This window comes from Mangrovimonas xylaniphaga (assembly GCF_001280435.1).
Lineage (GTDB): Bacteria > Bacteroidota > Bacteroidia > Flavobacteriales > Flavobacteriaceae > Mangrovimonas_A > Mangrovimonas_A xylaniphaga.
The window spans coordinates 790144-814638 of record NZ_LBIP01000013.1 but is presented as its reverse complement, the minus strand read 5'-3'; the positions used below and the strand labels follow the sequence as shown (position 1 = coordinate 814638).

Below are 24495 nucleotides of genomic sequence, written 5' to 3'. Positions count from 1 at the left end.
CATGCGTTTTGCAGCAGTTGCGCTGCTTTGGAGTGCTTTTGCCCAAGCTCAAGATTATGGGCAATTGAGTGGAGGATTAGAGTCTAATTCACAATATTATGTTGATGATAAAAAAACGGGTGATTTTACAGAAGATGATCGTTTTCGATCTAATAATTACTTGCGTTTAGATTACACTATCAAAAATTGGTTTGCTAATGTTCAATTGGAATCGTTTGAACCTAGGGCTCTTCTCAATTATTATCCAAAATATGAGGGGACTGATTTGGGGACGTTTTCAGTTGGATATAAGTCTCAAAAACTTGAAGTTACCGTAGGGAATTTTTACGAACAATTTGGAAGTGGGTTGGTTCTTAGAACTTGGGAAGACCGTCAATTAGGCATCAATAATTCACTAAGGGGAGGTCATGTAACTTATCGTCCTTTTGATGCGGTTGAAGTTACTGCCCTGTATGGTAGGCAACGTGACGGCTTTGAAGTTTCAAGAGGAGATATTTATGGATTTAACACAGAATTGGGACTTGGGAATTTTCTTGGTTTCGAAACTACTGGGTTAGATTTAGGATTTAGTTATGTTGGTAGGTACGAAGATTTGGAAGTAGATAACACAGAGTTTAATCCTATGACCAATGCTTTTTCAACAAGATTAGATTTTTCAGAGGGTAGTTTTTATGCTTCAGGAGAATATGTCTTAAAAGGAAAAGATATGTACCAAGAATTGGGTGATCTTTATGAAGATACTTATTTTGATGGTAACGCTCTTTTACTAAATCTAGGGTATGCTAAATCTGGTTTAGGTATTGATGCAACATTTAGAAGGATGGAAAATATGGCTTTTTATTCTCAGCGAGATCAAGGGCAATATGGGGATAATCCATATAATCAAGATGTGGTTAACTATTTACCTGCATTAACAAAGCAACATGATTATAGTTTAGCGAATATATATGTTTATCAATCTCAACCTAAATTGGTTTTTAATCCACTTGCTAAAGCTGGTGAAATTGGGGGGCAAATAGACGTGTACAAAAAGTTTAATCGTGGTACTATTTTAGGAGGAAAGTATGGTACTAAAATAGCATTAAACTATGCTACATGGTATGGCTTAGATAGTAAATTTAATGCCGTTGAGAGGACTTATGACTCAGGAGATTTTCTCGCTTTTGGACAGAAGTATTTTAGGGAAACTAGTATGGAGGTTAGAAAGAAAATATCTTCTAAATGGTCTACAATTGTGACGCTTGTTGATACTTATTATAATACTAAATATGTTGAGGATCGCGCAGGGGAGGTTAATGCTTTTATTACAATTGCAGAGGCAACTTATAAATTCGGTTCTAGTAAATCTATTAGGATAGAAGGACAGCATATGTGGTCAGATGATAAAGATCATGACAGGGCAAAAAACTGGGCAGGAGGAACTTTGGAATATAATTTTAATTCGAAATTTGCTGTGTTTGCAACGGATATTTGGAATTACGGGAATCCGGATGAAGATAGGCAAATTCACTACTATAATTTCGGAGGTAGTTTTACAAAGGGCTCCACCAGAATTGGAGCTAGTTATGGAAGACAGCGAGGAGGATTGGTTTGTGTAGGTGGTATCTGTAGATATGTTCCTCAAAATACTGGTTTTACTTTAAATATTGCTACAGCATTTTAAGCGCAAGATTAATTACAAAAACAAAAAGGAGTGCAATTCGCGCTCCTTTTTTGTTTTTCGAGATCCCTCAATTTTAGTTCACCACCAGCTTTGTGTTTAATAAAGTTTTAGAGTTGTTGCGAACCTGTAATAAGTACAATCCGGAATCCAATTCTATATTGAAATAGTTATAGCTGGTTAGTGAAGTGTTGGCTTGGTACACTTGCTTTCCGGTAAGATCAAAAATGGCTATTTCAGTGTTGTCAAAGTTTGAGGAACTTAATATGGTCATTTGGTTTTTTATCGGATTTTGAGTGAGTTTCACAATGTCCATTTCGTAGGATGGAAGGCTTAAAGCGTCTTCTAGAATTTCCGATATGGCAAATGCAACATTACCAGTGGTTAAAGTAACATGTGGTTCATTGCTATCTGGAATATAAGTATTATCAAATGGAGAGTTTGTTGTAACAGGTGCTGTATACCAATTGTTGTCACTTATAGAAAGTGCACTTAATGTGGGTATAAAGCAGAAATACTGAGAATTTAAGTTGTCCACAAATTCTGAAATCAAATCTACAGATTCATCGCCAAAGGAAGACATGTCAAATTGTCCTCCTGGAGCACTGTCCAATCCATCGGAGGTGGCTGGAGAGGCTGCTGAGGCTTCAAAAGTGTAAACGTTAATCCAATTCCCTAAAATATTAATTTGTCCAGCTAAATCGGTTACGGTGATGGTTTGCGAAGCTAATGGGGCAAAGTTAATTGTAACAGCGGCCCTGGTTTGTGTGGTTCCTACAACACCCGTGTCAAAAGTATGATTAATCAATTCCATTCCAGGAGTGCCTGTCATTTCTCCGGTGCCGCTACCATTAACGATAGCAACATTGCGGGAATCTTGTGGCATGCCCATGGTGTTTAATTCTGCTTGGAAGGTATCTCTGAAATTTGGCGCACCTACGGGTAATGTTATGGTGGGATCTTGGTCTACATCAGAGCCTGATTGTAGATGTCCCAAATAATGGTCAATCAACATTTGTTTTGCGGCAGCACTGTTCAGAAATCCGTTTACTAGGTTTTCGGCTTCTGCAATTTCAGGGTCTCCATTATACATGTAATTGAACATGTATTGCACGCCTATTGGAACATTGGCTCCTAAATGAGGTGTATCGAACGATATGAACAAACGAGTGTCGTGGTCCAAGCTGTTTTGCTCCATATAGCGAAGTGCGTATTGTGATACCAATCCTCCCATACTTGGTCCAATAACTACATTTTGCTCGTCACCTTCTTTTAACTCATTAACTGTTTCTATGAGTTCAGTTAGGATAAAGGCATTCCTTTGGATAAAGTCTGCGCCTCCATTTATTTCAGTAGTGTTGTCTGAACTGCTTATGTAGGTTGGGAAGTTCAGAACCACAATATCAAAGCCTTCATCTCGTAAGGCATCGGCTAAATTCTGTACAGGTTCTCCGTAGTCCAATAAGCTGTACATAAGGTCTATTGTTCTTGAGTCGTTGGGGTCAAACCCGTCTGCAACAATAATTGGTTTATCAAATACACCATCTATGTTATCGTAGTATATTTTATATTCTCCAGTTCCGGCATGTGCCATAGTTTCTCCAAAACCTTGGTAGGTTATAGAGGAATTAATGGACGTAATGTCGCTTTCAACCCCAGGAGTTTGTCCGTAAAATAGCAGGGGAATGGTTAGGAAAGAAAAAAGCGAAAAGTAATTTAATTTCATATAAGGTCGATTTAAGATTAATGGAAACTTAAAGATACGAATTATTTCAGTGTGTGATAATACTGTTTAGAGGAGAAATTAAAATGCATAAAAAAAACCTCAAAAGTTAATTTTTGAGGTTTTTAATATATTTCAAAATGAAATTTCTTAGCCTAAGAACGGGTAACGGTAATCTGTAGGTGTTACAAAGGTTTCTTTAATTAATCTAGGTGAAACCCAACGCAACAAGTTCTGTGCACTACCCGCTTTATCATTGGTTCCTGATGCCCTTGCGCCTCCAAACGGCTGTTGTCCTACAACTGCTCCTGTTGGCTTGTCATTGATATAGAAGTTTCCGGCACTATTTTGTAATGCTTTTGTAGCTTCTTCAATAGCATATCGGTCAGTTGAGAGGATAGCGCCTGTAAGAGCGTATTCGCTTGTTTCGTCTACCAATTTCAAAGTTTCAGAATAAGCCTCTGCATCGTATACGTAAATAGTGATTACTGGACCAAATAATTCGGTACACATGGTGGTGTACTTAGGATTGGTAGTAACAATTACAGTTGGTTCTATAAAGTAGCCTTTAGATTTATCGTAGTTTCCTCCAGCAATAATTTCTGCGTCGCTATCGGCTTTCGCTCCATCGATATATTTGGCAAGTTTGTCAAAAGATCCTTCATGGATTACTGCAGTGATAAAGTTGCTCATGTCCTCAGGAGATCCCATTTTAAAGGATTTAAGATCTTCCAAAACGTAGTTTTTAACCTCTCCCCATAAATTGGTTGGGATATAAGCTCTAGAAGCGGCACTACATTTCTGTCCTTGAAATTCAAATGCACCTCTTACAATAGCTGTTGCTACTTGTTTTGGGTTAGCTGTTTTGTGCGCTACGATAAAGTCTTTTCCTCCTGTTTCCCCTACGATTCTTGGGTAGGTTTTATAGTTGTGGATGTTTTCTCCTATTTTCTTCCAAAGTTCCTTGAATACAAAAGTAGATCCTGTAAAATGCAATCCAGAGAAATCTGGGCTAGCCATTACCGTATTGGTAATCATGGCAGGGTCTCCAAATACAACATTGATAACTCCTGCAGGAACTCCAGCTTCTCTAAAGACGTCCATAATTACTTTTGCAGAATATACTTGACTGTCGCTAGGTTTCCAAACTACCACATTCCCCATCAAAGCCATACATGCAGGCAAGTTTCCTGCGATAGCTGTAAAGTTGAAAGGTGTAACCGCATAAGTGAATCCTTCCAATGGACGGTATTCAACTCTGTTCCAGGCATCGCTGGTACTTTCTGGTTGCTCATGGTAGATGTCTGCCATAAACTGTACGTTGAAACGCAAAAAGTCAATCAATTCACAGGCTGAATCGATTTCTGCCTGGTGAATGGTTTTGGACTGCGCAATCATGGTGGCAGCATTTATTTTGGCTCTATAAGGACCTGCAATCAATTCGGCGGCTTTCAGGAAGATGCCTGCGCGCTGTTCCCATGGAAGTTGCGACCATGTTTTTCTGGCTTCCAAAGCAGTAGCAATCGCTTCTTCTACGTGAGATTGTTCAGCTACATGATAGGTTCCAACAACATGTTGGTGGTCGTGTGGAGGGGACATAGTGCGGGTGTTACCTGTTTCTACATCTTGTCCGTTGATATATAGGGGCACGTCCACTTTGCTATTGAACATTTCTTTGTAAGCTTTTAAAACAGCTTCGCGTTCCGGAGATCCGGGAGCGTAAGATTTTACCGGTTCATTAATAGCAACGGGTACATTAAAAAATCCTTTTCCCATGGGTATTTTATTTATAGGGTTATTCAAAATTTTCATAGCCAAAGGTACGATTTTTTGGATATTTATGAGAGCGATAACTTCTTAAAACCGTATTAAAATTCGCAAGGATTTTGTGAGGTATCTAGTGGCAATAATTGAGAATGAGATAGAAATAAATGGGGCTTTTTCAATATCTAAACTGCCTCTGTTTTCAAGAAGAAGAGGGAATAAATCTTAAAAGTGATTTGAACTGAGATTTTAGTTAAGTGCAAACGGTGCACTTAATTTAAAGGCGGGAATGTAGACCTTAAAATTATTGGTGGAGGTGAAGTTTACCATGTTGTAGTAACCCTTCATAGCGCCAAATGGCGATGTTAATAAACATCCTGAATTGTAAGTATGGGATTCTCCAGGTTGAAGAACAGGCTTTTTGCCAATGACACCTTCGCCTTCAACAATTTCAACATTATTAAGAGCATCAAAAATTTTCCAATGTCTCGAATTAAGTTGAACGGCATCCTTGCCTTGGTTTTCAATAGTTACTTTGTAGCCAAAGGCAAAGTGCACTTTATAATTTTTATAAAATGTTCCTTCGAATGTTGTCTCTACGGAAATTTTGATTCCGCTTGTAACTTGTTGTACCATGAAGTTGACCTTAAAAATGCTAATTTAACGTATTTTTCTTTTGCTTGCAGGTTTTTAGCTTTTACTGGGGTGATTTTTAACAGCTTTAAAGTTTTAAAGACTTATTTTGGATTGAAATTGTTGTTTTGCACAAATGTTTCCAGTTCTGCGAAGAAATTCATAATGTCTTTTTCCTTCAAAATGGAATTAATGGTAACCAATCTAACAAATTCCTGCCCTTTAAACGTGCCGTAGCTTACCATAAGTTTGGCGTTTTCATAGAGTGCTGTGCAGAGTTGTTTTGCTGGAGTGTTTTTGTAATTAAAGCAAACGGATATGGAATTGTCAAAACTATACAAAGTGTAGTCTGGGTGGCTGCTAACATAATTTCTGGCAACATCAGCCAATTGGAATTGTTTGTCAACAATCGTTTCCAATCCTTCCGTGCCGATGCTTTTCCAAAGCGTCCAAAATTTTAGGGCGTCATTGCGTCTTCCACATTGCAACGAGGTTTTTCCCAGGTTGTAATCGTCTCCATCCGTTTGGTATAAATATTCAGCTTCACTGGAAAATGAAATATGAAGGTCTTCAGCGTTTTGGGTAACTATGATGGAGCAGCTCAAAGGTGTTCCCAACATTTTGTGGGCGTTGACGCTGAAGGAGTCTGTTAGTGCAATGCCTTTTACTAAATGAGCATATTTCTTACTGAAAATCACCGATCCACAATAAGCGCCATCCAAATGCAGCCAAAGGTTGTATTTGCTGCTTACTTTGTGAATTTCTGTAACATCATCAAAAGCTCCCATGACGGTGGTGCCAGCAGTGCAGTTCACAAAAAAGGGATGGTGCCCTTCGGCAAGATCTTGTTTGATTTTCATTTCAAGGTCTTCAGGAAGCATTTCTCCATGATCATTGGTTTTAACCTCACGAACCTGATTTCTTCCAATCCCCATTAGTGCTGCATTTTTGTTGATGGAGTAATGGGAAACTTCGGAGGTGTAAACAATCATTTTGGAAGTAACTCCTTTGTTGGGTGCCGTTTTACTGTGTTTGTCGCGTGCCATGACCATGGCCATAAAGTTGCTCATAGATCCTCCGGGGGCGAAGGTACCATCGCTGCTGGGGCCATAACCAATCATTTCGCAGATTTTCTTAAGGATGATTTTCTCAATTCCTATTTGTGGGCCTCCTATTTTATAAGTATACATGCTGGTGTTTAGCATGACGGCCAATAGGTCTCCCAAGGTGGCCTTTTCCACACGTCCGCCATACAATTGATTGAAAAAGGAAGAGGAGGCGGTTTTGGGCGTATATTTTATGATTTCTAGTAAGGAAGCTTTAAAGTCTTCTTCGGAAGTTGGTTCGTCGGGCAGTTCAAGGTCTAGGCTGTCATATAGTTGTTCTGTGTCAATTGGCTTGGCAACAGGCTGGCTTTGTTCTTCTTCTAAAAGTATTTGGGCCAGTTCATTAAACAGCTTTAAATCTTTCTCCATGAATTCCGTGTTGAAAGCCTGAAATTACAAGCAAGTCTAAAATTATTAAAAATTACTATCAAAACCATTGAAAACTAGTAAGATTTGAATGAATTGATAATGACTTTGTCTCATTCTGTAATCTAACATTACGGACTTCGTTGTCAAAACTTTTTAATTTGTAATATTTACAGAAGTACCTTCGCCTAGGCCGATCAACCTGTCATAGCGAGCTCCTAGGTCGCGGTAATACACCAAAACTTTATAATTGTTCTCGGTTTGGTAATAATTACCGCAAATAGCACCTTCGTCCAATTGCCCATTTTCATCACGAACTACGTATTTGTAGTTGTAAAATCCTTGTTTCAGTTTTATTTCAGCTTCATAGATACCTTTGCTAGGGTTGTAGGCCATCTTGTTGCTTTCGTCTGTAATGTAATTATTGTAGTTGCCGTAAACATAGATGGATTGTCCTATTGGAAGTTCAGGCAGTAACAATGAAAAATGAATACTGGTGTAATCTGCTTCAATAGATGGATTGTCGGTGTCTAAGGCTGTGATTACAAAATTTCCGTTGATATCGGGGTTGTAGGTGTAGGGCTGTCCTGCTCTAGCTGTATTAGTGAACAAGAATCCGTGGTAAATATCCCTTAAGTCAATAAACTGAACACCAACATTCGCTGCGCGAACATCCTTGTTCTCAAAAAACAAATATTCATTGCCTCCCCAAAAACTCGATTCGGTAGTGTATTTGTAAATGAGTTCTTTACCCATGGTATACTGAGGTTTCAGAGAGGATATAGCTGTGTTAAGGTTATTGTTCTGGATTACCAGGGTTTTAACGGTTTCGCTTGGATTGTTCAGGTTCAATCCTCTAGAATTAATGATAAAGTCAACCGACTGCTTTTCATTAATGACACTCACATCTCTAGAGCGCTTTAATGTTACGCCAACACTCACTAAATCTTCATAGACCATAAATTTTCTTGAGAACATCAATTCTTCGTATTGGTCATAGATTGAAATGAGGTAATTGCCACTTTTTAAAATGTTGCCTGTTTGGTTGTTTGGGATTTGGAGGGTATAGTGGGAATAAATTTGATAAGTATTGAATGAGTTTTCATAGTTGCGGATTCGTTGGTTGTCGAAACCTTTTAGATATTCGGATTTAACCAGTTGTGAAGGTGTCCAATCAAAATTGAAATGTTCAATGATATAATAGAAATCTTCCTCATTCCCCGTTAGGGCATCAAACTCCAAAACCAAAGGTCGTCCCAAGGTCAAGATTGGGAGTTGACTCTCCTGAGTATCACCCTTAAATGTGATAGTTTTAATGAAATCTGGAGGGGCGACTTCGGAAACTTGTGAGAAAATAAGGAGAGGTGATAGGAAAATTAAGGCGATGAGGTTGAATTTAGATGTCATTAAAGTCTTATTTTGATGTAAATATAGTTAATTTTATAGGACGTAAATTTTGTTTATTTAGAATTGGTATAAATAAATAACTAGCTATTATTTCAAATATAATTTAGCTATTAATTCGTAAATTTGCGTCGATTTTTAGACAATTAATTTCAATATCAAACATATGTCAAACGACATTAAGATTAAAAAAGGTCTGAATATAAACCTAAAAGGTGAAGCTGATAGGTCCACAGAGAACGCGATCATCAGTAATTTCTGCACCATCAGGCCCGAAGACTTTCACGGCGTTACCCCAAAATTAGTAGCAAAAGAAGGCGCAAAAGTAAAAGCAGGTGAAACTGTTTTTTATGACAAAGCGAATGAACTTGTGAAATTTGTGTCTCCAGTTTCTGGAGAGGTAGTAGAGGTACAACGTGGTGCAAAACGAAGAATTTTAGCAATCAAGATCCAAGCGGATAAAGAGCAATCTTACCTAGAAAGCGGCAAATTGGATGTGGCTTCTGCAAAAGCAGAGGCTATCAAATCTCATTTGTTGGCTGCGGGTTGTTGGCCTTTTATCAAGCAACGTCCTTACGATGTTATTGCCAATCCAAACAAAAGCCCTAAGGCTATTTTTGTATCGGGATATGCATCGGCGCCATTGGCAGCAGATTACGATTATGCGCTGCAAGGTAAAGAGGCAGAGCTTCAGGCTGCAATTACGGCTCTTGGAAAACTTACAGAAGGTGCCGTGCACGTGTCTGTAGGTGCTGGTTCCAATTCACCATTGGCGGGGCTTTCAGGGGTTACCTTGCACAAGGTGTCTGGACCACACCCGGTTGGGAATGTAGGAACACAGATCAATAAAATTGATCCAATCAATAAGGGAGAAGTGGTTTGGACCTTAGCTCCTCAGGATTTGGTGATTATTGGTGAATTGTTGCTAACTGGAAAATTCAACGCAGAACGTATTGTTGCCTTGGCAGGATCTTCAGTGAAGAAGCCTAGATATTTCAGAACCAAAATTGGTAGCGAAGTCGCTACTATGGTTTATGACAATGGCATTGATAAAGACAGTAACTGCAGAATTATCTCTGGAAATGTACTTACAGGAAAACAAGTGAAGCCAGATGGTTGTTTGGATTACTACAGCAACACCATTACGGTAATTCCTGAGGGAGATGATTACGAATTCTTTGGCTGGAACAAACCTGTTTTCAATAAAATATCAACTTCTAGAGCATTGACTTTTTCATGGTTGAACCCTAAGAAGAAGTTTGATTTAGATACTAATACCAACGGAGAGCACAGAGCATTTGTGGTAACTGGAAACTACGAGGAAGTATTCCCTCTGGATATGTATCCAATGCAACTTTTAAAGGCTTGTATGTACAAGGACCTTGACGAAATGGAAGCTTTGGGGATGTATGAAGTTGCCCCAGAAGATTTTGCTTTGACCGAATTTGTTTGTGTGTCTAAACAACCTCACCAAAAAATTATTAGAGAAGGTTTGGACTTAATGATTAAAGAAATAGGATAGCCATGAGTTTGAAAAGTACATTACATAACTTAAAAGAAAAGTATAAAGGCACCAAGATGGCGCCTGCGTTTAACGCATTGCATACCTTTTTATACTTGCCTAACGATACCACTCATGGTGGAACTCATATTAAGGCTGCCGACGATTTGAAGCGTACCATGAATACGGTAATCATGGCTTTGATTCCGTGTTTGATCTTTGGTATGTTCAATGCCGGATACCAACATTATCATGCATTGGGAACTCCTGTAGATTTCTTGTCTTGGGATTCCTTTTCTATTGGATTGATAAAAGTATTGCCTTTAATTATTGTGTCTTATGGTGTAGGACTTGGAATCGAGTTCTTGTTCGCTATTATTAAAGGACATGAAGTTGAAGAAGGTTACTTGGTAACTGGAATGTTGGTGCCACTTATTGTACCAATCGATTTACCATTATGGATGTTGGCAGTTGCCGTAGCATTTGGGGTAGTTATTGGTAAAGAAGTATTTGGAGGTACAGGGATGAACATCCTTAACCCTGCATTAACGATTCGTGCGTTTTTGTTCTTCGCATATCCAACGTGGATGTCTGGAGATAAAGTATGGGTACACGGTGCTGTAGAGCGTGCCAATGAAATTGCCAGTGGAGCAAATGTTGATGTGATTTCAGGTGAAACCATTTTAGGAAGTTTAGCACAAGGAAATGGAGCAGGATATTCTGTTGCCGATATGTTCTACGGATTTATTCCTGGTTCTGTTGGAGAGACTTCTACCTTCTTGATTCTTTTGGGAGGATTGTTCTTGATCTTCACTAAAATTGGAAGCTGGAGAATTATGTTGTCTTCTGTATTGGGAGCTTTGGTAATGGGATTGATTTTTAACAGTGTTGTTGATGCTGGTTGGGTAACTGTAAGCAGTAAATTCTACGGATTGATGAGCACTGAATTCTGGCACCATTTATTAATTGGAGGTTTTGCCTTTGGTACTGTGTTTATGGCTACAGATCCTGTAACGGCTTCTCAAACCAATAAAGGAAAATGGATTTATGGATTCTTAGTAGGATTCATTTCAATCTTGATCCGTGTGTTCAACCCGGCTTACCCAGAAGGTGTGATGTTGGCCATTTTATTGATGAACGTATTTGCACCGACCATTGACCACTACGTGGTACAAGGAAATGTTAAGAAAAGAATGAAACGTTTAAAAGCAAAAACAGCTTAAGATGAGTAATAAAACAGATAGTAACGTATATACCGTATTGTTTGCCATTGGTATGGTAGTGGTAGTAGGAGCTTTGTTGGCTTTTACTGCGGCGTCACTTAAGGATACAATTGGAAAAAATGTGGAGTTGGAAAAGAAACAAAACATTTTGTATGCTATGGGTGTAAACGAAAATGATGAGAGTAGCGCTGTTTTTGTAGATAAATCTCAAGCTCCAGAATTGTTTTCAAAGTACATCACTAAGCAATTGGTAATGCAAGGTGGTGAAGTGTCAGAAGATGCTAACGCTTATTTAATCGATATCAAAAAAGCTAAAGAAGCTGCTGCTGGAGATGCTTCCAAAAGACAGTTGCCAATATTTGTAGGAGAGAAGGATGGAAAAACTTTCTATATCGCTCCAGTTTATGGTAAAGGACTTTGGGATGCTATTTGGGGCTATGTTTCTATGGACGAAAACATGGTTGTTCAAGGCGCCTATTTTGATCACAAAGGAGAAACTCCTGGACTTGGGGCCAACATTAAGGAGCGTTTCTTTATGGATGACTTTATTGGAGAGCATTTATTGGATAGCAACGGAAACTTCAAAGGAGTTGATGTAGCTAAAGGAAATGCAGACCCTAAGAACGAAAACAAAACCGATAACGAGGTAGACGCAATTGCTGGTGCCACTATTACTGGTAATGGTGTTGCTGCAATGTTGAAAAGCGACTTACAATTGTACAAGCCTTTTTTCGATAACTTAAAAAACAACTAATAAGATATGGGACTTTTATCAAAAAAAGACGCCAAGTTAATTACAGACCCATTAGCGGACAATAACCCTATTACCATTCAGGTATTAGGTATATGTTCTGCCTTGGCTATTACTGCTCAATTGAAAGCGTCTATTGTAATGGCTATTTCGGTAATGTTTGTATTGGGAATGGGGAACGTAGTTATTTCATTGATCAGAAACATCATTCCTTCTAAAATTAGAATTATCGTTCAGTTAACAGTAGTTGCTGCCTTGGTAATTATCGTTGACCAAGTACTAAAGGCGTTTGCATACGAATTAAGTAAAACGCTTTCTGTATTCGTTGGTTTGATTATCACGAACTGTATTATCATGGGACGTTTTGAGGCTTTTGCTCTTGGTAACGGACCGTGGAGATCTTTCTTGGATGGTATTGGTAATGCCTTAGGATACGGGATCATTCTTGTAATCGTTGGATTCTTCAGAGAACTTTTAGGTTCTGGTACTTTATTGGGATTTAAAGTATTGGGAGACCCAATTGAAAAAACTGGATTGTATGCTTTAGGATATGAAAACAACGGATTTATGTTGTTATCGCCAATGGCATTGATCGTGGTGGGTATCATCATCTGGGTACAACGTAGCAGAAACAAAGATTTAATTGAAGATTAATCCTTAGCGGGTTACTTAAAAAGATAGATTATGTTAGAGCACATAGAATTATTTTTCAAATCGATATTTATAGACAACATGGTATTTGCCACTTTCTTAGGAATGTGTTCTTACCTTGCAGTGTCTAAAAAAGTGTCTACAGCTGTAGGTCTAGGAGCTGCCGTTATATTTGTATTGGCGGTTACTGTGCCAGTAAACTGGTTGTTGGACCAATACATTTTACAACCAGGAGCTTTAAAATGGTTAGGGGCAGAGTATGCCGATTACGACCTGAGCTTCCTTTCTTTCATCATGTTTATTGCTACTATTGCAACCATGGTACAATTGGTAGAGATTGTTGTAGAGAAGTTCTCTCCAGCATTGTATAACTCTCTTGGTATTTTCTTGCCGCTTATTGCTGTAAACTGTGCTATTTTGGGAGGATCTTTATTTATGCAATCTCGTGAGATTCCTTCTATCGGATTGGCATTCAACTATGGATTGTCTTCTGGTATTGGTTGGTTCTTGGCTATTTTAGCAATTGCTGCTATCCGTGAGAAAATTAGATATTCCAATGTTCCTGCGCCTTTGAGAGGTTTAGGTATCACGTTTATCATTACAGGTCTTATGGCTATTGGTTTCATGAGCTTTGGTGGTATGTTGACTGGAGGTGATGAAGGCGCTAAAGAAGAGGCTGAAACTGCACAGGTAGAAACTGTAAAGAAGGACACAGAGAATAAGTTAGCTAACAATACAAAAGTAAACGAGTAACATGATATTAGCAGCAGGTACAGTAGGAACCATAGTAGCAACGGTCGCTGCCTTTTTGGTAGTAACACTTTTATTGGTGGCCTTGTTATTATTCGTAAAACAAAAATTATCTCCTTCAGGGCCGGTTAAGATTAAAATTAACGGGGAAAAGGAAATTGAAGTAGCCTCAGGAGGGAGTTTATTGTCTACTTTAGGAAATTCAAAAATCTTCTTGCCTTCCGCTTGTGGTGGAGGTGGAACTTGTATCCAATGTGAGTGTCATGTATTAGCTGGTGGAGGTGAAGCGCTTCCAACCGAGACACCTCACTTTACTCGTAAGGAGTTGCAACATGGTGCGCGTTTGGCATGTCAGGTTAAGGTAAAACAAGACATGGAAATCACCATTCCGGAAGAAGTATTTGGTATTAAAAAATGGGAAGCTGAAGTTGTACGTAACTACAACGTGGCATCCTTCATCAAGGAATTCGTGGTACGTATCCCAGAGGATATGAACTATAAAGCTGGTGGATATATTCAAATTGAAATCCCTCAGTGTGAAATTAAATATTCTGATATAGACATTACTGCCCACCCAGAAGAGCACGAAACTCCAGATAAGTTTCAAGCTGAATGGGACAAATTTGGTCTTTGGCCATTGGTAATGAAGAATGACGAAACGGTTGAAAGAGCTTACTCCATGGCCTCTTACCCAGCAGAGGGACGTGACATTATGCTTAACGTGCGTATTGCCACTCCACCATGGGATAGAGCTAAAAATGGTTGGATGGATGTAAACCCAGGGGTAGCATCATCTTACATTTTCTCAAGAAAACCGGGAGACAAAGTGATCATTTCGGGACCTTATGGTGAATTCTTCATCAACGAGTCAGACGCAGAAATGTTATATGTAGGTGGTGGAGCTGGTATGGCGCCAATGCGTTCGCACTTGTACCACTTATTCAAAACTCTTAAAACGGGTAGAAAAGTGACTTATTGGTACGGAGGACGTTCTAAGCGTGAGTTATTCTACATTGAGCACTTTAGAGCTTTAGAAAGAGATTTCCCTAACTTTAAGTTCTTCTTGGCATTATCTGAGCCACTTCCAGAAGATAACTGGAAAGTGAAGAAAGATATCCATGATGAGGCTGGAGATGGATTCGTAGGATTCATTCACAACTGTGTAATCGAAAACTACTTGGATCATCACGATGCTCCTGAAGATATCGAATTATATTTCTGTGGACCACCGTTAATGAACAAGGCCGTAGAAAAAATGGGACAAGATTTTGGTCTTCCAGATGAAAACATCCGTTTTGATGACTTTGGTGGATAATCCAAATGATGAATACAGAAAAGCCGATTCAATTGAATCGGCTTTTTTTATGATGATTTTTGAAATTCTTTAGAACAGTGTTTTGAGATTTTTCAAAGTTAAACAGGGCTGAACAGTCCATTACATTATCAATGCCATCGATTTCACACAATAATTCCACAACAGCACTCAGTCCTTCAAACAATACATTTTTAGCTGTGGGATGTTCTGGTTTTTTATTTTTATGATGCAATGGTAATTTGAATCCGCAGGCCTTTAAAAAAGTGGCCTCAATTTGTAATAATTCCATTGGCGTATACCCATTAAATTTTCTGCCTAGATTTTGGTGTACAATGCCCAGATAATTCAATTCTAAAGAACCATGGTCATTTGATAAATGTTTCCATGAATCTCTATTGTCCAAAATGTTTCCAACAGCACATTGCTTACAACATTCAGGATGTAGGGTATCATTATGGAAGGCCTTATACAGCTTTTTAATGGCTTGATCGAATCTATAAGTAGTAGTCATGACATTCATATTTGCTTTAAGTTACTAAAAATTTGTTCGACGCAGGTGTTAATTGTCTTAGTGTTAAGTTTTTATTTTGTTATTCGTCGGATTTTCCTTCGTTTTTATTTCTTAAATTAGAACATCGTATTCCATTCCATGAAGAACTATTTAAGACTTTCCGGTTTACTTATATTTCTTCTAGCTCCATTTTTTGGAGTAAGGGCGATCGCTCAATCTTTCCAAGACACTTTAAAAGTGGGAGTTTATGAATCTGCGCCATTTGTTATTTTTAAGGAGGACCAAAGCATGCAAGGTGTTAGTGTGTGGTTATGGGAGCAAATAAAGGAAGATCTGAGCCTTCCATATAAGTTGGTGCCTTATTCCTCAGAGCAGCCCTTAAAGGCGCTTTTAAATGATCTAGAAACAGGCAAGATTGATTTAGCCATCAATCCTATAACAATTACAAGCGAGAGGAACCATCAAATTAATTTTACCTATCCTTTCTACGTAGGGAATCTTACCATTGCAGAGAAGAAAGGTTCTAAAATGGGCTCCATAGTTACAGTGTTAAAGGCTATTTTTAGTATTCGTCTATTGTATCTTGTTTTGATGTTGTTTGCTTTGGTACTCATTTTTGGCTTTTTGATTTGGCTGGTGGAAAAACAGAACAACCATTTTGAAAGGGGAAAAAAGGGGCTGGTAAGTAGTTTTTGGTGGTCTGCTGTTACCATGACGACAGTAGGGTATGGTGATAAAGTCCCGGTTTCCAATTTGGGTCGGTTTATTGCTTTGGTTTGGATGCTGTGCTCTTTGATTATAATTTCTATTTTCACTGCCAGTATCACTTCCAGTCTTACGGTTCATGAGCTCACACAAGGCAAACATACTTTGGAGAGCTACAGGAGCGCCAAGGTAGGTACTGTAGCATCATCGGCTACGGAGGGGTTTCTTCAAAGGAATTTTTTCCGTGACATTCATGCATATCCAGAATTCATTTCAGGTCTAAAGGAGCTTGAAAACAATCATCTTGATTATTTTGTTTATGATGAACCTTGGCTGGACTATCAGTTAAACAACAATGCGGAATTTGCCTCACTGCGATTGCTGCCTATGCGGTTTAACGTTCAATTGTACGCCATGCCTATGGCAAAAACACTTTCCAAGGATATACGTGATCAAATTTCAACGGCATTATTGGAGTTAACCGAAAGTCACGATTGGGAATTACTTTTGGATGAATACCAACTCAAGGAATATTAGTTTGGTTTAAAATAGATAGTGGCTCATTTATATAAATTCCCATTTTGTGATACCTTTGCAACATGAGTAAACCATTGTCCACACAGGAACTTCACAACCTTGCCATGAACCATGTAGGAAGGGATTTGGAACAACGAGGATTTGAATTTGTTGCCGTTAATAGCCAACTCAAACGCCATCCGCAATTCGTGTGCATCGATAAAAACAGCCAATATTATTTTGTAATTGTAAGGGCTGTTTTGTTGCCGGATAACCCAAACAATTATGATGTGGTTTGGATGGAAACCTTCAAAAAACACGCGCGCGAAAAAGATGCCAAGGTATTATATGCTGGCGTAGGCCTTGGAAATCCTAATGGTGAAGATCTTCCTTTATATTTGAATGAAGAATATTTGATTGAATATAACGGTATTCAAGTAATCGATACGCATTTCAACTAAACACCCTAACCCTAAATAGCAACCATATTCATTTAGCCTTATTATGATGAAAAAAACTTTGGTACTGGCATTGGTAATGTCTCTTTGTTTTTCTTGCAGTAAAGAAATAAAAAACACAAAACTAACAGGATCCGTTTTCGGAACAACCTATTCGGTAATCTATGATTCAGACGAGAATTACCAACCTCAGTTTGATAGTCTGTTTGCCGTGATTAACAAATCTATGTCTACCTATATGTCGGATTCAGATATTTCTAAAATCAATAGAAATGAGGACGTACAGGTGGATGAGCATTTTACCAAAGTGTTCAATTCGGCGAAAACCATTTATAGATATACCGAAGGTGCTTTTGATCCTACTATTGGAGCTATGGTTAACGCTTGGGATTTTGGGCCGCAAGGAAAAATCAACCATATCGATAGCTTGCAAATTGATAGCTTAATGCGTGATGTTGGTTTCAATAAATTGGGACTAAGGGACGGGAAAATCCAAAAACGACCTAATGCCTTTTTAGACTTTAATGCCATTGCCAAAGGTTACGGTGTAGATGTTATTGGTGAATATTTGGAAAGTCAGCACGTAGCTAATTATCTGGTTGAAATTGGAGGTGAAGTAAGAGGAAGAGGAATGAATATTGAAAAGGAACAACCTTGGAAGGTAGGAGTGGAGATGCCGCATTTTGATGGCACCCAATCCATCATACAAGCTATAGATTTGGTTGATGAAGCTATGGCGACCTCTGGTACCTATAGAAAGTTCAAAATTGATGACAACGGTAATCGCTACTCACATATCATTGATACCAAAACGGGCTACCCTAGTAAAACCAACCTGTTAAGTATTTCTGTAATTGCAGAGGATTGTATGACGGCAGATGCCTACGCTACAGCCTTCAAAGCGATGGGGATTGAAAAAGTGGAAGCGTTTTTGGGAAAACACCCAGAATTAAAAGTTTTCTTGATTTTTGAAAACGACAAAGGCGAGTTTGAAACCAAGGCTATAAATGGTTTCCCAGCAGAATAAATTTGAGTGCATCTATTTTCTTACCACTGGAATAATTTCTCCCTTGGCAAGGCAATAGGTCTCAATGTCATTTTCTGAAAGCCTTGCTGTATAGTCAACTTCTTCTACGGTAAATCCAATACTTCGGAGTTTGTCAAAATAATCCCTGCCGTATACCCTTACGTGGTCATATTGCCCAAAGATTTTGTCACGTTCCTTCTTGTCCGTTATGGAGTCGTCTTCAAACGTAACCTCTCGATTAAGGTCTTGCGGGATTTGAAATACTCCAAAACCGCCTGGTTTTAAAATGCGATAAAGTTCTTGCATTGCTTTGGTATCGTCCGGAATGTGTTCCAAAACATGGTTGCATAGAATGATATCAAAGGAATCATTTTCAAAAGGAAGATTGCAGATATCTGCCTTTACATCGGCCAAAGGCGAATTGAGGTCTGTGGTGGTATAGTCCAAGTTGTCCTTGGCTCTAAAACGCTTGTAGAAGGCTTGCTCTGGAGCAAAATGAAGTACTTTATGCTGTCCCGTAAAAAAGTCGGTTTCATTTTTTAAATACAGCCATAACAGTCTATGACGTTCTAAAGACAAAGTGGATGGTGATAATACATTGCTTCTTTGGTTGCCATAACCGTAGGGTAGGAACGTTTTAAAGCTTTTCCCGTCAATAGGGTCTGTAAATTGATCACCTTTAAGGTAAGCGGCTAAAATTGGTCTAACCGCATAGCTTAAACGAATAAGTACTGGTCTGGGAACGGTATTTAAAACTATTTTGAAAAGCTTCTTCAAGGGCAAATTACATTTCAATTGGTTGGGACAATGTAATCAATTCCGAAATGCTGTCCCAAAGTTGTATGCGGTGTTGCAAAGCTAATTTGGCAATTTCCAAAGTCTCTTCCCATTTTTGCGAATCGTCACCACAAAGTTCGGCAATCATCTTTAAGGATAAAGGTCCATGCTCGTCACCATCCAATTCAATATGACGGTTCAAATAGTAAGTCAATTTACTACAATCGGTTTTTTCTGCCTCCGATTGATTGATTATTTGGAAGAACATATCAGGAATCACATCTTCACGACCAAACGTAAAAGCCGATGCAATTTTATGAGCCTCATTACTGGCAATCACCTCAAAGGTGAAATTGATAAACTTTAAGGTTTCTTCTTGTAGTGACGTTTTTAGTGCGGCATCGTTAATAGTAGCTCCTTCACATATATCGTTAACAAAAGCTTCTATTGGCGTTGTATTGGCACCAATTTGTGACATGGCATCCAAGTACATTTCGTAATGGCTTTTAGGTTCGCCAAGTTCGTTGACATCGCTTTCCTCACCCAATACAATTTCATTAATGAATCTTGCAGTAGCTGGATTTTTAGCAGGCACCCAAGGTAATGTTACCGTGGTTAACTGGTTTTGCAAAGCCTTTAAAAGTGACATAAAATCCCAAACAGCAAAAACATGTTGTTCCATAAAGATTTTGATGTCTTCAATAGAGGAAAGGTTGCTGTATAAATGGTGGTTATTGAGTGCGTCTCGAAGCGGAGTGAGTTCCTGCTCGATTAAATCAATTCTATTCATAAATCTGATTAAAGGACCAATGCTTTTTGTCTGAATTCATTTTCTTCATCGCTCTCGATGCCCAATGCTTCGTAGATATAGGCAAACGTAGAAAGGATTTCAGGTTTTCCATCAATAATGGCAACGTCATGTTCAAAATGCGCAGATGGTTTATTGTCTAAAGTGGTGATGGTCCACCCATCTCTATGTTGCTTGATACGGTGAGTTCCCATATTGATCATAGGCTCGATAGCCACTACTTGACCTTCGATGAATTTTTTCCCACGGCCGCGTTTTCCATAATTTGGCATTTCTGGATCCTCGTGCATTTTGCGTCCAATACCGTGACCAACAAGCTCACGAACGACCCCGTAACCATGAGATTCACAAAACTGTTGAATAGCAAATCCAACATCTCCTACGCGGTTACCAACCTTAAACTCTCTAATTCCTATGTAAAGGGATTCTTTTGTAACGTCCAATAACTTTTGGGTTTCTGGATCAATTTCACCTACAGGGAAAGTGTAGGCATGGTCCCCGTAAAAATCATTCTTGATAGCACCACAGTCAATGGAAATAATGTCACCTTCCTTTAATGGCTCATCCGTTGGAAATCCATGAACAACTTGAGAGTTAGGACTCATACAGAGGGTATTTGGGAAGTCGTACAATCCCAAAAATCCGGGAATGGCACCTTGTTCCCTAATATATTCCTCCGCCATTTTATCCAATTGCAAAGTGGTTACGCCAGGCTTTACTTCCTTGGCTAACATTCCTAAAGTTTTGGATACAATCAAGGCGCTTTCGCGCATCATTTCTATTTCCTCTCTTGTTTTTGCTATAATCATGATTCAAAAAAATATGTGCAAAGATACTTAAAATAAACTAGCTATCTTACATTGGTTTTTGCACTGACTTTGGTCAGTGTGGGTTCCATTATTATTTAATTACTTTGCAAAGAGTATTAATGTGAAGCGTTATGTATAAGTCAGTTACAGCAGAAGAAGCGGTTAAAATAGTTAAGTCCAACGATAAAGTATATTTACAGGCAGCGGCGGCGGCACCTCAGGTTTTGATTAAAGCCTTGACGGAAAGACATGAGGAACTTAGAAATGTAGAGATTTGCCAATTGCATACCGAAGGAGAGGCTCCTTATGCCAATCCGGAGTTAAGAGACAGTTTTCATGTTAATTCTTTTTTCTTAGGGAAAAACGTACGCCACACTCTGCAGGCTGGAAACGGATCTTATACCCCTGTATTTTTAAGCGAATTGCCTTTGTTGTTCAAACGAAATATCGTGGACCTGCAAGTAGCGCTAATTCATGTTTCGGTTCCAGATAGACATGGGTATTGTTCTTTGGGTGTTTCTGTGGAAGCTACTTTGGCGGCCATTGACAATGCCGATTATGTGATTGCCCAAGTAAACAAACAAATGCCAAGAACTTTTGGGGATGGTATTATTCACGTATCCGAAATTGATGCTTTCGTGGATTGTGATGAACCTTTGCCAATTCATCATGTGGCCAAACCTTCCGATTTGGAAAACACCATCGGTGATTATGTGGCTAGTTTAATTGAAGACCGTAGTACTTTACAAATGGGGATAGGGAATATTCCAAATGCCGTGCTGACACGTTTGACCTCTCATAAAGATTTAGGATTGCACACCGAAATGTTCTCAGATGGTGTTATTGATTTAATTTTAAGTAATGTCATTACTGGAAATTATAAAGGCATCGATCCAGGAAGAGCCTTGGCCACCTTTTTAATGGGCTCACAACGTTTGTATGATTACGTGCATGACAACCCTTATGTGGAATTGCGTTCTTCAGATTATGTAAACGACGTTTCGGTTATTAAGCAAAACCCAAGGATGGTGGCTATCAATTCTGCCATTGAAGTGGATTTAACAGGACAGGTTTGTGCAGATTCCTTCGGGACAAAAATGTATTCCGGAGTAGGAGGACAAATGGATTTTATACGAGGGGCTTCCTTAAGCGAAGGCGGAAAAGCCATCATTGCTTTGCCTTCAGTTACCAAAAGCGGCATTAGTAGAATTGTACCAACATTAAGACCTGGAGCGGGGGTAGTAACAACACGGTCCCATATCCATTACGTGGTAACAGAATATGGGATCGCGAATTTATATGGTAAAACTATTGCCGAGAGGGTAAAAGCTCTTGTAAATATTGCGCATCCTGACCATAGAGAGGCTATAGATAGACAATATTTTGAACTTTCAAGAGGTTGTTAGCGTCTCAAAAAGGAGAAAATACCTTTTTTTTGCTTCTCTTTTAACTGTTGGGGCATTTCGTTGGTGATGAGCTGATAGACTTCACCCCATCCTAAAACACCTCCTATATTGCGGTCGTCAATAAAGATGTCCGCAAAAATTTTTCGACTTTTGGTGTAATCAAATTGTTCTTCGGGAAAACTTTTGTTTACGGCATAGAAATGAATGCCGTTTTCTTCACAAAACTCTACAGCTTCTTCCAGCCTCACGCCACTGCGGTAGGTCCACAAGATTAAGCGGTGGCCATCGTTTTGGAGGCGCTTAAGGGTTTCAAAAGCGAAAATCCTAGGCTTCCCAATTTTTGGGTAGGCGTCCTCAACGATGGTACCGTCAAAATCAACTGCAATAATTAGCTTTTCCTGAAAATTCATCCGTCAATATTTAGGTCGCTAAAATATACAAAATATATTTCATCAGCCTTATTCAACAAGAGAATGGCGCGTCATAGCTTCAGGTTGTGGCACTCCCATCAGTTTCAAAATGGTAGGTGCAATATCTCCTAAAATACCATCGGTAATTTTGGTTTTATCTTTATCTATTAAAATAATCGGCACTGGGTTTGTGGTATGCGAGGTGTTTGGAGAACCATCTGGATTGATCATGGTTTCACAGTTTCCGTGATCGGCAATTAAAATGGTGGTGTAGTCATTTTCCAAAGCTGTTTCAACTACTTGTTTTACGCATTTGTCCACAGCCTCACAGGCCTTAATGGCTGCTTCCATCACCCCAGTGTGTCCAACCATGTCTCCATTGGCAAAGTTAAGACAAACAAAATCTGCTGATTTTTGTTGCAATTCAGGAACCAATGCATCTGTAAGTTCGTAGGCGCTCATTTCTGGCTGAAGGTCGTAAGTGGCCACTTTTGGTGAATTTTTAAGAATTCTCTTTTCGCCTTCAAACGGTGTTTCTCTTCCTCCAGAAAAGAAAAAGGTGACGTGAGGATACTTTTCGGTTTCAGCAATTCTAATTTGTGTTTTGTGGTGTTTTTCCAAAACTTCACCCAAAGTTTCACATAAATTATCCTTGTCAAAAACTACATGGATTCCTTCAAAAGAATCGTCATAGTTGGTCATCGTTACATAGTGTAACTTCAGTTTGTGCATATTTTGTTCGTGGAAGTCGGTTTGTGTCAAAGCATCTGTTAACTGTCTTCCGCGGTCTGTTCTAAAATTGAAAAAGATTACCACATCGCCTTCTTGAATTTTGGCAATAGGTTCTCCAGCCTCGTCAACGGCAATGATAGGTTTGATAAACTCATCGGTTACGTCATTTTCGTAACTATGATCAATAGATTTCAAGATATTTTTGGAGTGTTCTCCTGTACCGTGTACCAAAGCGTCATAGGCCAATTTTACACGTTCCCAACGTTTGTCTCTGTCCATGGCATAGTAACGCCCTGTAACGGTGGCAAGTTTGGTGTTGGTGTTTTCAATATGCTCTTCAAGTTCGGTAACAAATCCAAAACCAGATTTAGGATCTACATCCCTTCCATCGGTGAAGGCATGTACATATGAATGTTCAACACCATAATCATTGGCTGCATCTACAAGTCCTAACAAGTGGTTGATATGTGAATGAACCCCACCATCACTTAACAAACCAAGAAAATGAATGGGTTTGTTATTGGATTTGGCATATTCAAAAGCTTCTACAAGCGCAGGTTCGTTACGAAGGGTCTTATTTTGGATGGCCAGGTTGATCTTTACCAAATCTTGGTATACAATTCTTCCAGCTCCTAAATTCATGTGCCCAACTTCGCTGTTTCCCATTTGGCCTTCAGGAAGTCCAACATGGAGGCCATCGGTCCTCAAACTTGCATTGGAGTAGGTGTTGTAAAGTGAATCTATAAAAGGTGTGTTTGCGTTGTCAATGGCTGAAACTTTAGGGTCTGGAGATTTGCCCCAACCATCAAGAATCATAAGGATTACTTTTTTGTTCATGGTGCTTTTTATTTTATTCTCAAAGATAATTCTTTATAATAGGACGTCGAAATTTCAAGAGCAGAAATTCCAGTAAAACTGAGGGTTATCATATGGTGAAGCGCAAGTGGGAAAATTAATATAACCTTAACAAATTTGTGTTTAAATAGTTAAAAATGTGTTATATATGATTTTTTTGTGTAACAAATCGAAAATTTATGCGTCTCTTTACTGTAATCAAAAAACAATCATTAATCAAATCATTAAAATCTTTCATCATGAAAAAATCGGTAATTATTATTGCAGCTGCAATGGGATTTATGGTAAGTACCACCTATGCTACAACTTCATTCAAAACAATTGATAATTTTAGAACTGTAAAGGTTAACACTTCTGTAAATCCTTTTTGTGTGGCAATCGCCAAAGGGGATATCCAAACAGTTCAAAAACTTATTGAGTTGGGAGCAGATGTTAACGAGAGATCCAACGGAATGACTCCATTGATGTATGCGGCAAAGTACAACAGAGTGGCCATTATTAAACTTTTGGTGGCTAACGGAGCAGATATTAACAAAAAAAGTGAGGACGGTTTAACAGCGGCACATTATGCAGAGCGTTCCAACGCTCAAGATGCCCTTTCCGTTATTAGCGATTTGGATAAAGCATAAAAATA

At 38.8% G+C, this 24495-nt stretch carries 23 protein-coding genes; 12 read left to right on the top strand and 11 right to left on the bottom strand.

What is annotated here, in order from left to right; translation table 11 throughout:
- Nucleotide 1: 1 nt before the first annotated feature.
- Nucleotides 2-1663: a DUF6029 family protein gene (locus ZA06_RS03655; RefSeq protein WP_157503077.1), complete on the top strand. Its 1662-nt coding sequence runs from the start codon at nucleotides 2-4 to the stop codon at nucleotides 1661-1663.
- Between the two features lie 73 nt (nucleotides 1664-1736).
- On the opposite strand, the gene ZA06_RS03650 is transcribed toward ZA06_RS03655, so the two are convergent.
- The 5 genes from ZA06_RS03650 to ZA06_RS03630 form a co-directional block, all read right to left on the bottom strand.
- Nucleotides 1737-3386, bottom strand: coding sequence for a T9SS type A sorting domain-containing protein (locus tag ZA06_RS03650; RefSeq protein WP_053976032.1), 1650 nt, complete (start codon nucleotides 3384-3386; stop codon nucleotides 1737-1739).
- A gap of 147 nt (nucleotides 3387-3533) precedes the next feature.
- Nucleotides 3534-5159, bottom strand: a complete 1626-nt coding sequence (gene pruA / locus ZA06_RS03645; RefSeq protein ID WP_053976031.1) for an L-glutamate gamma-semialdehyde dehydrogenase — start codon at nucleotides 5157-5159, stop codon at nucleotides 3534-3536.
- 237 nt (nucleotides 5160-5396) lie between these two features.
- Nucleotides 5397-5783: a Co2+/Mg2+ efflux protein ApaG gene (gene apaG / locus ZA06_RS03640; RefSeq protein ID WP_053976030.1), complete on the bottom strand. Its 387-nt coding sequence runs from the start codon at nucleotides 5781-5783 to the stop codon at nucleotides 5397-5399.
- Nucleotides 5784-5884: 101 nt separating this feature from the next.
- On the bottom strand, nucleotides 5885-7255 hold the full coding sequence (locus ZA06_RS03635) for a pyridoxal phosphate-dependent decarboxylase family protein (RefSeq protein ID WP_053976029.1): 1371 nt from the start codon (nucleotides 7253-7255) through the stop codon (nucleotides 5885-5887).
- Between the two features lie 153 nt (nucleotides 7256-7408).
- Complete coding sequence (locus ZA06_RS03630) at nucleotides 7409-8659, bottom strand: type IX secretion system plug protein (RefSeq protein WP_053976028.1); 1251 nt, start codon at nucleotides 8657-8659, stop codon at nucleotides 7409-7411.
- A gap of 163 nt (nucleotides 8660-8822) precedes the next feature.
- On the opposite strand from ZA06_RS03630, the gene ZA06_RS03625 reads away from it, so the two are divergent.
- Genes ZA06_RS03625 through nqrF form a run of 6 tightly spaced genes read left to right on the top strand, consistent with a single transcriptional unit; the run spans nucleotide 8823 to nucleotide 14847 of the window.
- On the top strand, nucleotides 8823-10178 hold the full coding sequence (locus ZA06_RS03625) for a Na(+)-translocating NADH-quinone reductase subunit A (RefSeq protein ID WP_053976027.1): 1356 nt from the start codon (nucleotides 8823-8825) through the stop codon (nucleotides 10176-10178).
- 2 nt (nucleotides 10179-10180) lie between these two features.
- Entirely contained in the window at nucleotides 10181-11380 is a 1200-nt protein-coding gene (locus tag ZA06_RS03620; protein WP_053976026.1) for an NADH:ubiquinone reductase (Na(+)-transporting) subunit B, read from the top strand.
- A 1-nt stretch (nucleotide 11381) separates the two neighbouring features.
- The gene (locus ZA06_RS03615) at nucleotides 11382-12134 is read left to right on the top strand and encodes a Na(+)-translocating NADH-quinone reductase subunit C (RefSeq protein ID WP_053976025.1); all 753 of its coding nucleotides are present in this window, start codon (nucleotides 11382-11384) and stop codon (nucleotides 12132-12134) included.
- 6 nt (nucleotides 12135-12140) lie between these two features.
- On the top strand, nucleotides 12141-12785 hold the full coding sequence (locus ZA06_RS03610; protein WP_053976024.1) for an NADH:ubiquinone reductase (Na(+)-transporting) subunit D: 645 nt from the start codon (nucleotides 12141-12143) through the stop codon (nucleotides 12783-12785).
- 30 nt (nucleotides 12786-12815) lie between these two features.
- Nucleotides 12816-13535 carry an NADH:ubiquinone reductase (Na(+)-transporting) subunit E gene (nqrE, locus tag ZA06_RS03605; RefSeq protein ID WP_076662224.1) on the top strand — a complete coding sequence of 240 codons (720 nt, stop codon included), beginning with the start codon at nucleotides 12816-12818 and terminating at the stop codon, nucleotides 13533-13535.
- Nucleotide 13536: 1 nt separating this feature from the next.
- Nucleotides 13537-14847, top strand: a complete 1311-nt coding sequence (gene nqrF / locus ZA06_RS03600; RefSeq protein ID WP_053976022.1) for an NADH:ubiquinone reductase (Na(+)-transporting) subunit F — start codon at nucleotides 13537-13539, stop codon at nucleotides 14845-14847.
- 28 nt (nucleotides 14848-14875) lie between these two features.
- On the opposite strand, the gene ZA06_RS03595 is transcribed toward nqrF, so the two are convergent.
- On the bottom strand, nucleotides 14876-15358 hold the full coding sequence (locus ZA06_RS03595; RefSeq protein WP_053977055.1) for a hypothetical protein: 483 nt from the start codon (nucleotides 15356-15358) through the stop codon (nucleotides 14876-14878).
- 138 nt (nucleotides 15359-15496) lie between these two features.
- Here ZA06_RS03595 and ZA06_RS03590 point away from each other — a divergent pair, with 138 nt between their 5' ends.
- From ZA06_RS03590 to ZA06_RS03580, 3 genes are all read left to right on the top strand, one after another.
- Nucleotides 15497-16600 (top strand): transporter substrate-binding domain-containing protein, encoded by a 1104-nt coding sequence (locus ZA06_RS03590; RefSeq protein ID WP_053976021.1) that lies wholly within the window; start codon nucleotides 15497-15499, stop codon nucleotides 16598-16600.
- A gap of 62 nt (nucleotides 16601-16662) precedes the next feature.
- The gene (locus tag ZA06_RS03585) at nucleotides 16663-17040 is read left to right on the top strand and encodes a hypothetical protein (RefSeq protein WP_053976020.1); all 378 of its coding nucleotides are present in this window, start codon (nucleotides 16663-16665) and stop codon (nucleotides 17038-17040) included.
- Between the two features lie 43 nt (nucleotides 17041-17083).
- A complete protein-coding gene (locus ZA06_RS03580; RefSeq protein WP_316931744.1) occupies nucleotides 17084-18064 on the top strand; it encodes an FAD:protein FMN transferase in 981 nt (326 codons plus the stop codon).
- A gap of 12 nt (nucleotides 18065-18076) precedes the next feature.
- Here ZA06_RS03580 and ZA06_RS03575 read toward each other — a convergent pair whose 3' ends face one another.
- The 3 genes from ZA06_RS03575 to map are packed head-to-tail and all read right to left on the bottom strand — an operon-like array spanning nucleotide 18077 to nucleotide 20458.
- Entirely contained in the window at nucleotides 18077-18841 is a 765-nt protein-coding gene (locus ZA06_RS03575; protein ID WP_053977054.1) for a class I SAM-dependent methyltransferase, read from the bottom strand.
- 7 nt (nucleotides 18842-18848) lie between these two features.
- A complete protein-coding gene (locus tag ZA06_RS03570) occupies nucleotides 18849-19631 on the bottom strand; it encodes a DUF3050 domain-containing protein (RefSeq protein ID WP_053976018.1) in 783 nt (260 codons plus the stop codon).
- 8 nt (nucleotides 19632-19639) lie between these two features.
- Nucleotides 19640-20458, bottom strand: a complete 819-nt coding sequence (gene map / locus ZA06_RS03565) for a type I methionyl aminopeptidase (protein ID WP_053976017.1) — start codon at nucleotides 20456-20458, stop codon at nucleotides 19640-19642.
- Nucleotides 20459-20589: 131 nt separating this feature from the next.
- On the opposite strand from map, the gene ZA06_RS03560 reads away from it, so the two are divergent.
- Nucleotides 20590-21864, top strand: a complete 1275-nt coding sequence (locus tag ZA06_RS03560) for an acetyl-CoA hydrolase/transferase family protein (RefSeq protein WP_053976016.1) — start codon at nucleotides 20590-20592, stop codon at nucleotides 21862-21864.
- On the opposite strand, the gene ZA06_RS03555 is transcribed toward ZA06_RS03560, so the two are convergent.
- Both ZA06_RS03555 and gpmI read right to left on the bottom strand, forming a co-directional pair.
- Complete coding sequence (locus ZA06_RS03555; RefSeq protein ID WP_053976015.1) at nucleotides 21861-22274, bottom strand: BT0820 family HAD-type phosphatase; 414 nt, start codon at nucleotides 22272-22274, stop codon at nucleotides 21861-21863. The two genes, ZA06_RS03560 and ZA06_RS03555, sit on opposite strands and share 4 nt — an antisense overlap.
- 48 nt (nucleotides 22275-22322) lie before the next feature.
- Nucleotides 22323-23843: a 2,3-bisphosphoglycerate-independent phosphoglycerate mutase gene (gene gpmI / locus ZA06_RS03550; protein WP_053976014.1), complete on the bottom strand. Its 1521-nt coding sequence runs from the start codon at nucleotides 23841-23843 to the stop codon at nucleotides 22323-22325.
- A 257-nt stretch (nucleotides 23844-24100) separates the two neighbouring features.
- On the opposite strand from gpmI, the gene ZA06_RS03545 reads away from it, so the two are divergent.
- The gene (locus ZA06_RS03545) at nucleotides 24101-24490 is read left to right on the top strand and encodes an ankyrin repeat domain-containing protein (protein WP_076663013.1); all 390 of its coding nucleotides are present in this window, start codon (nucleotides 24101-24103) and stop codon (nucleotides 24488-24490) included.
- Nucleotides 24491-24495: the final 5 nt, after the last annotated feature.

Excerpts from the sequence above, each read along its gene's own strand:
- ZA06_RS03635 (WP_053976029.1), bottom strand. The coding sequence starts at position 7,255 with ATGGAGAAAGATTTAAAGCTGTTTAATGAACTGGCCCAAATACTTTTA.
- ZA06_RS03590 (WP_053976021.1), top strand. The coding sequence starts at position 15,497 with ATGAAGAACTATTTAAGACTTTCCGGTTTACTTATATTTCTTCTAGCT.
- ZA06_RS03545 (WP_076663013.1), top strand. The coding sequence starts at position 24,101 with ATGAAAAAATCGGTAATTATTATTGCAGCTGCAATGGGATTTATGGTA.
- ZA06_RS03620 (WP_053976026.1), top strand. The coding sequence starts at position 10,181 with ATGAGTTTGAAAAGTACATTACATAACTTAAAAGAAAAGTATAAAGGC.
- nqrF (WP_053976022.1), top strand. The coding sequence starts at position 13,537 with ATGATATTAGCAGCAGGTACAGTAGGAACCATAGTAGCAACGGTCGCT.
- apaG (WP_053976030.1), bottom strand. The coding sequence starts at position 5,783 with ATGGTACAACAAGTTACAAGCGGAATCAAAATTTCCGTAGAGACAACA.
- ZA06_RS03595 (WP_053977055.1), bottom strand. The coding sequence starts at position 15,358 with ATGACTACTACTTATAGATTCGATCAAGCCATTAAAAAGCTGTATAAG.
- ZA06_RS03650 (WP_053976032.1), bottom strand. The coding sequence starts at position 3,386 with ATGAAATTAAATTACTTTTCGCTTTTTTCTTTCCTAACCATTCCCCTG.
- ZA06_RS03615 (WP_053976025.1), top strand. The coding sequence starts at position 11,382 with ATGAGTAATAAAACAGATAGTAACGTATATACCGTATTGTTTGCCATT.
- ZA06_RS03625 (WP_053976027.1), top strand. The coding sequence starts at position 8,823 with ATGTCAAACGACATTAAGATTAAAAAAGGTCTGAATATAAACCTAAAA.
- ZA06_RS03655 (WP_157503077.1), top strand. The coding sequence starts at position 2 with ATGCGTTTTGCAGCAGTTGCGCTGCTTTGGAGTGCTTTTGCCCAAGCT.
- gpmI (WP_053976014.1), bottom strand. The coding sequence starts at position 23,843 with ATGAACAAAAAAGTAATCCTTATGATTCTTGATGGTTGGGGCAAATCT.
- ZA06_RS03570 (WP_053976018.1), bottom strand. The coding sequence starts at position 19,631 with ATGAATAGAATTGATTTAATCGAGCAGGAACTCACTCCGCTTCGAGAC.
- ZA06_RS03630 (WP_053976028.1), bottom strand. The coding sequence starts at position 8,659 with ATGACATCTAAATTCAACCTCATCGCCTTAATTTTCCTATCACCTCTC.
- ZA06_RS03585 (WP_053976020.1), top strand. The coding sequence starts at position 16,663 with ATGAGTAAACCATTGTCCACACAGGAACTTCACAACCTTGCCATGAAC.
- ZA06_RS03610 (WP_053976024.1), top strand. The coding sequence starts at position 12,141 with ATGGGACTTTTATCAAAAAAAGACGCCAAGTTAATTACAGACCCATTA.
- nqrE (WP_076662224.1), top strand. The coding sequence starts at position 12,816 with ATGTTAGAGCACATAGAATTATTTTTCAAATCGATATTTATAGACAAC.
- map (WP_053976017.1), bottom strand. The coding sequence starts at position 20,458 with ATGATTATAGCAAAAACAAGAGAGGAAATAGAAATGATGCGCGAAAGC.
- ZA06_RS03580 (WP_316931744.1), top strand. The coding sequence starts at position 17,084 with ATGATGAAAAAAACTTTGGTACTGGCATTGGTAATGTCTCTTTGTTTT.
- ZA06_RS03555 (WP_053976015.1), bottom strand. The coding sequence starts at position 22,274 with ATGAATTTTCAGGAAAAGCTAATTATTGCAGTTGATTTTGACGGTACC.
- pruA (WP_053976031.1), bottom strand. The coding sequence starts at position 5,159 with ATGGGAAAAGGATTTTTTAATGTACCCGTTGCTATTAATGAACCGGTA.
- ZA06_RS03560 (WP_053976016.1), top strand. The coding sequence starts at position 20,590 with ATGTATAAGTCAGTTACAGCAGAAGAAGCGGTTAAAATAGTTAAGTCC.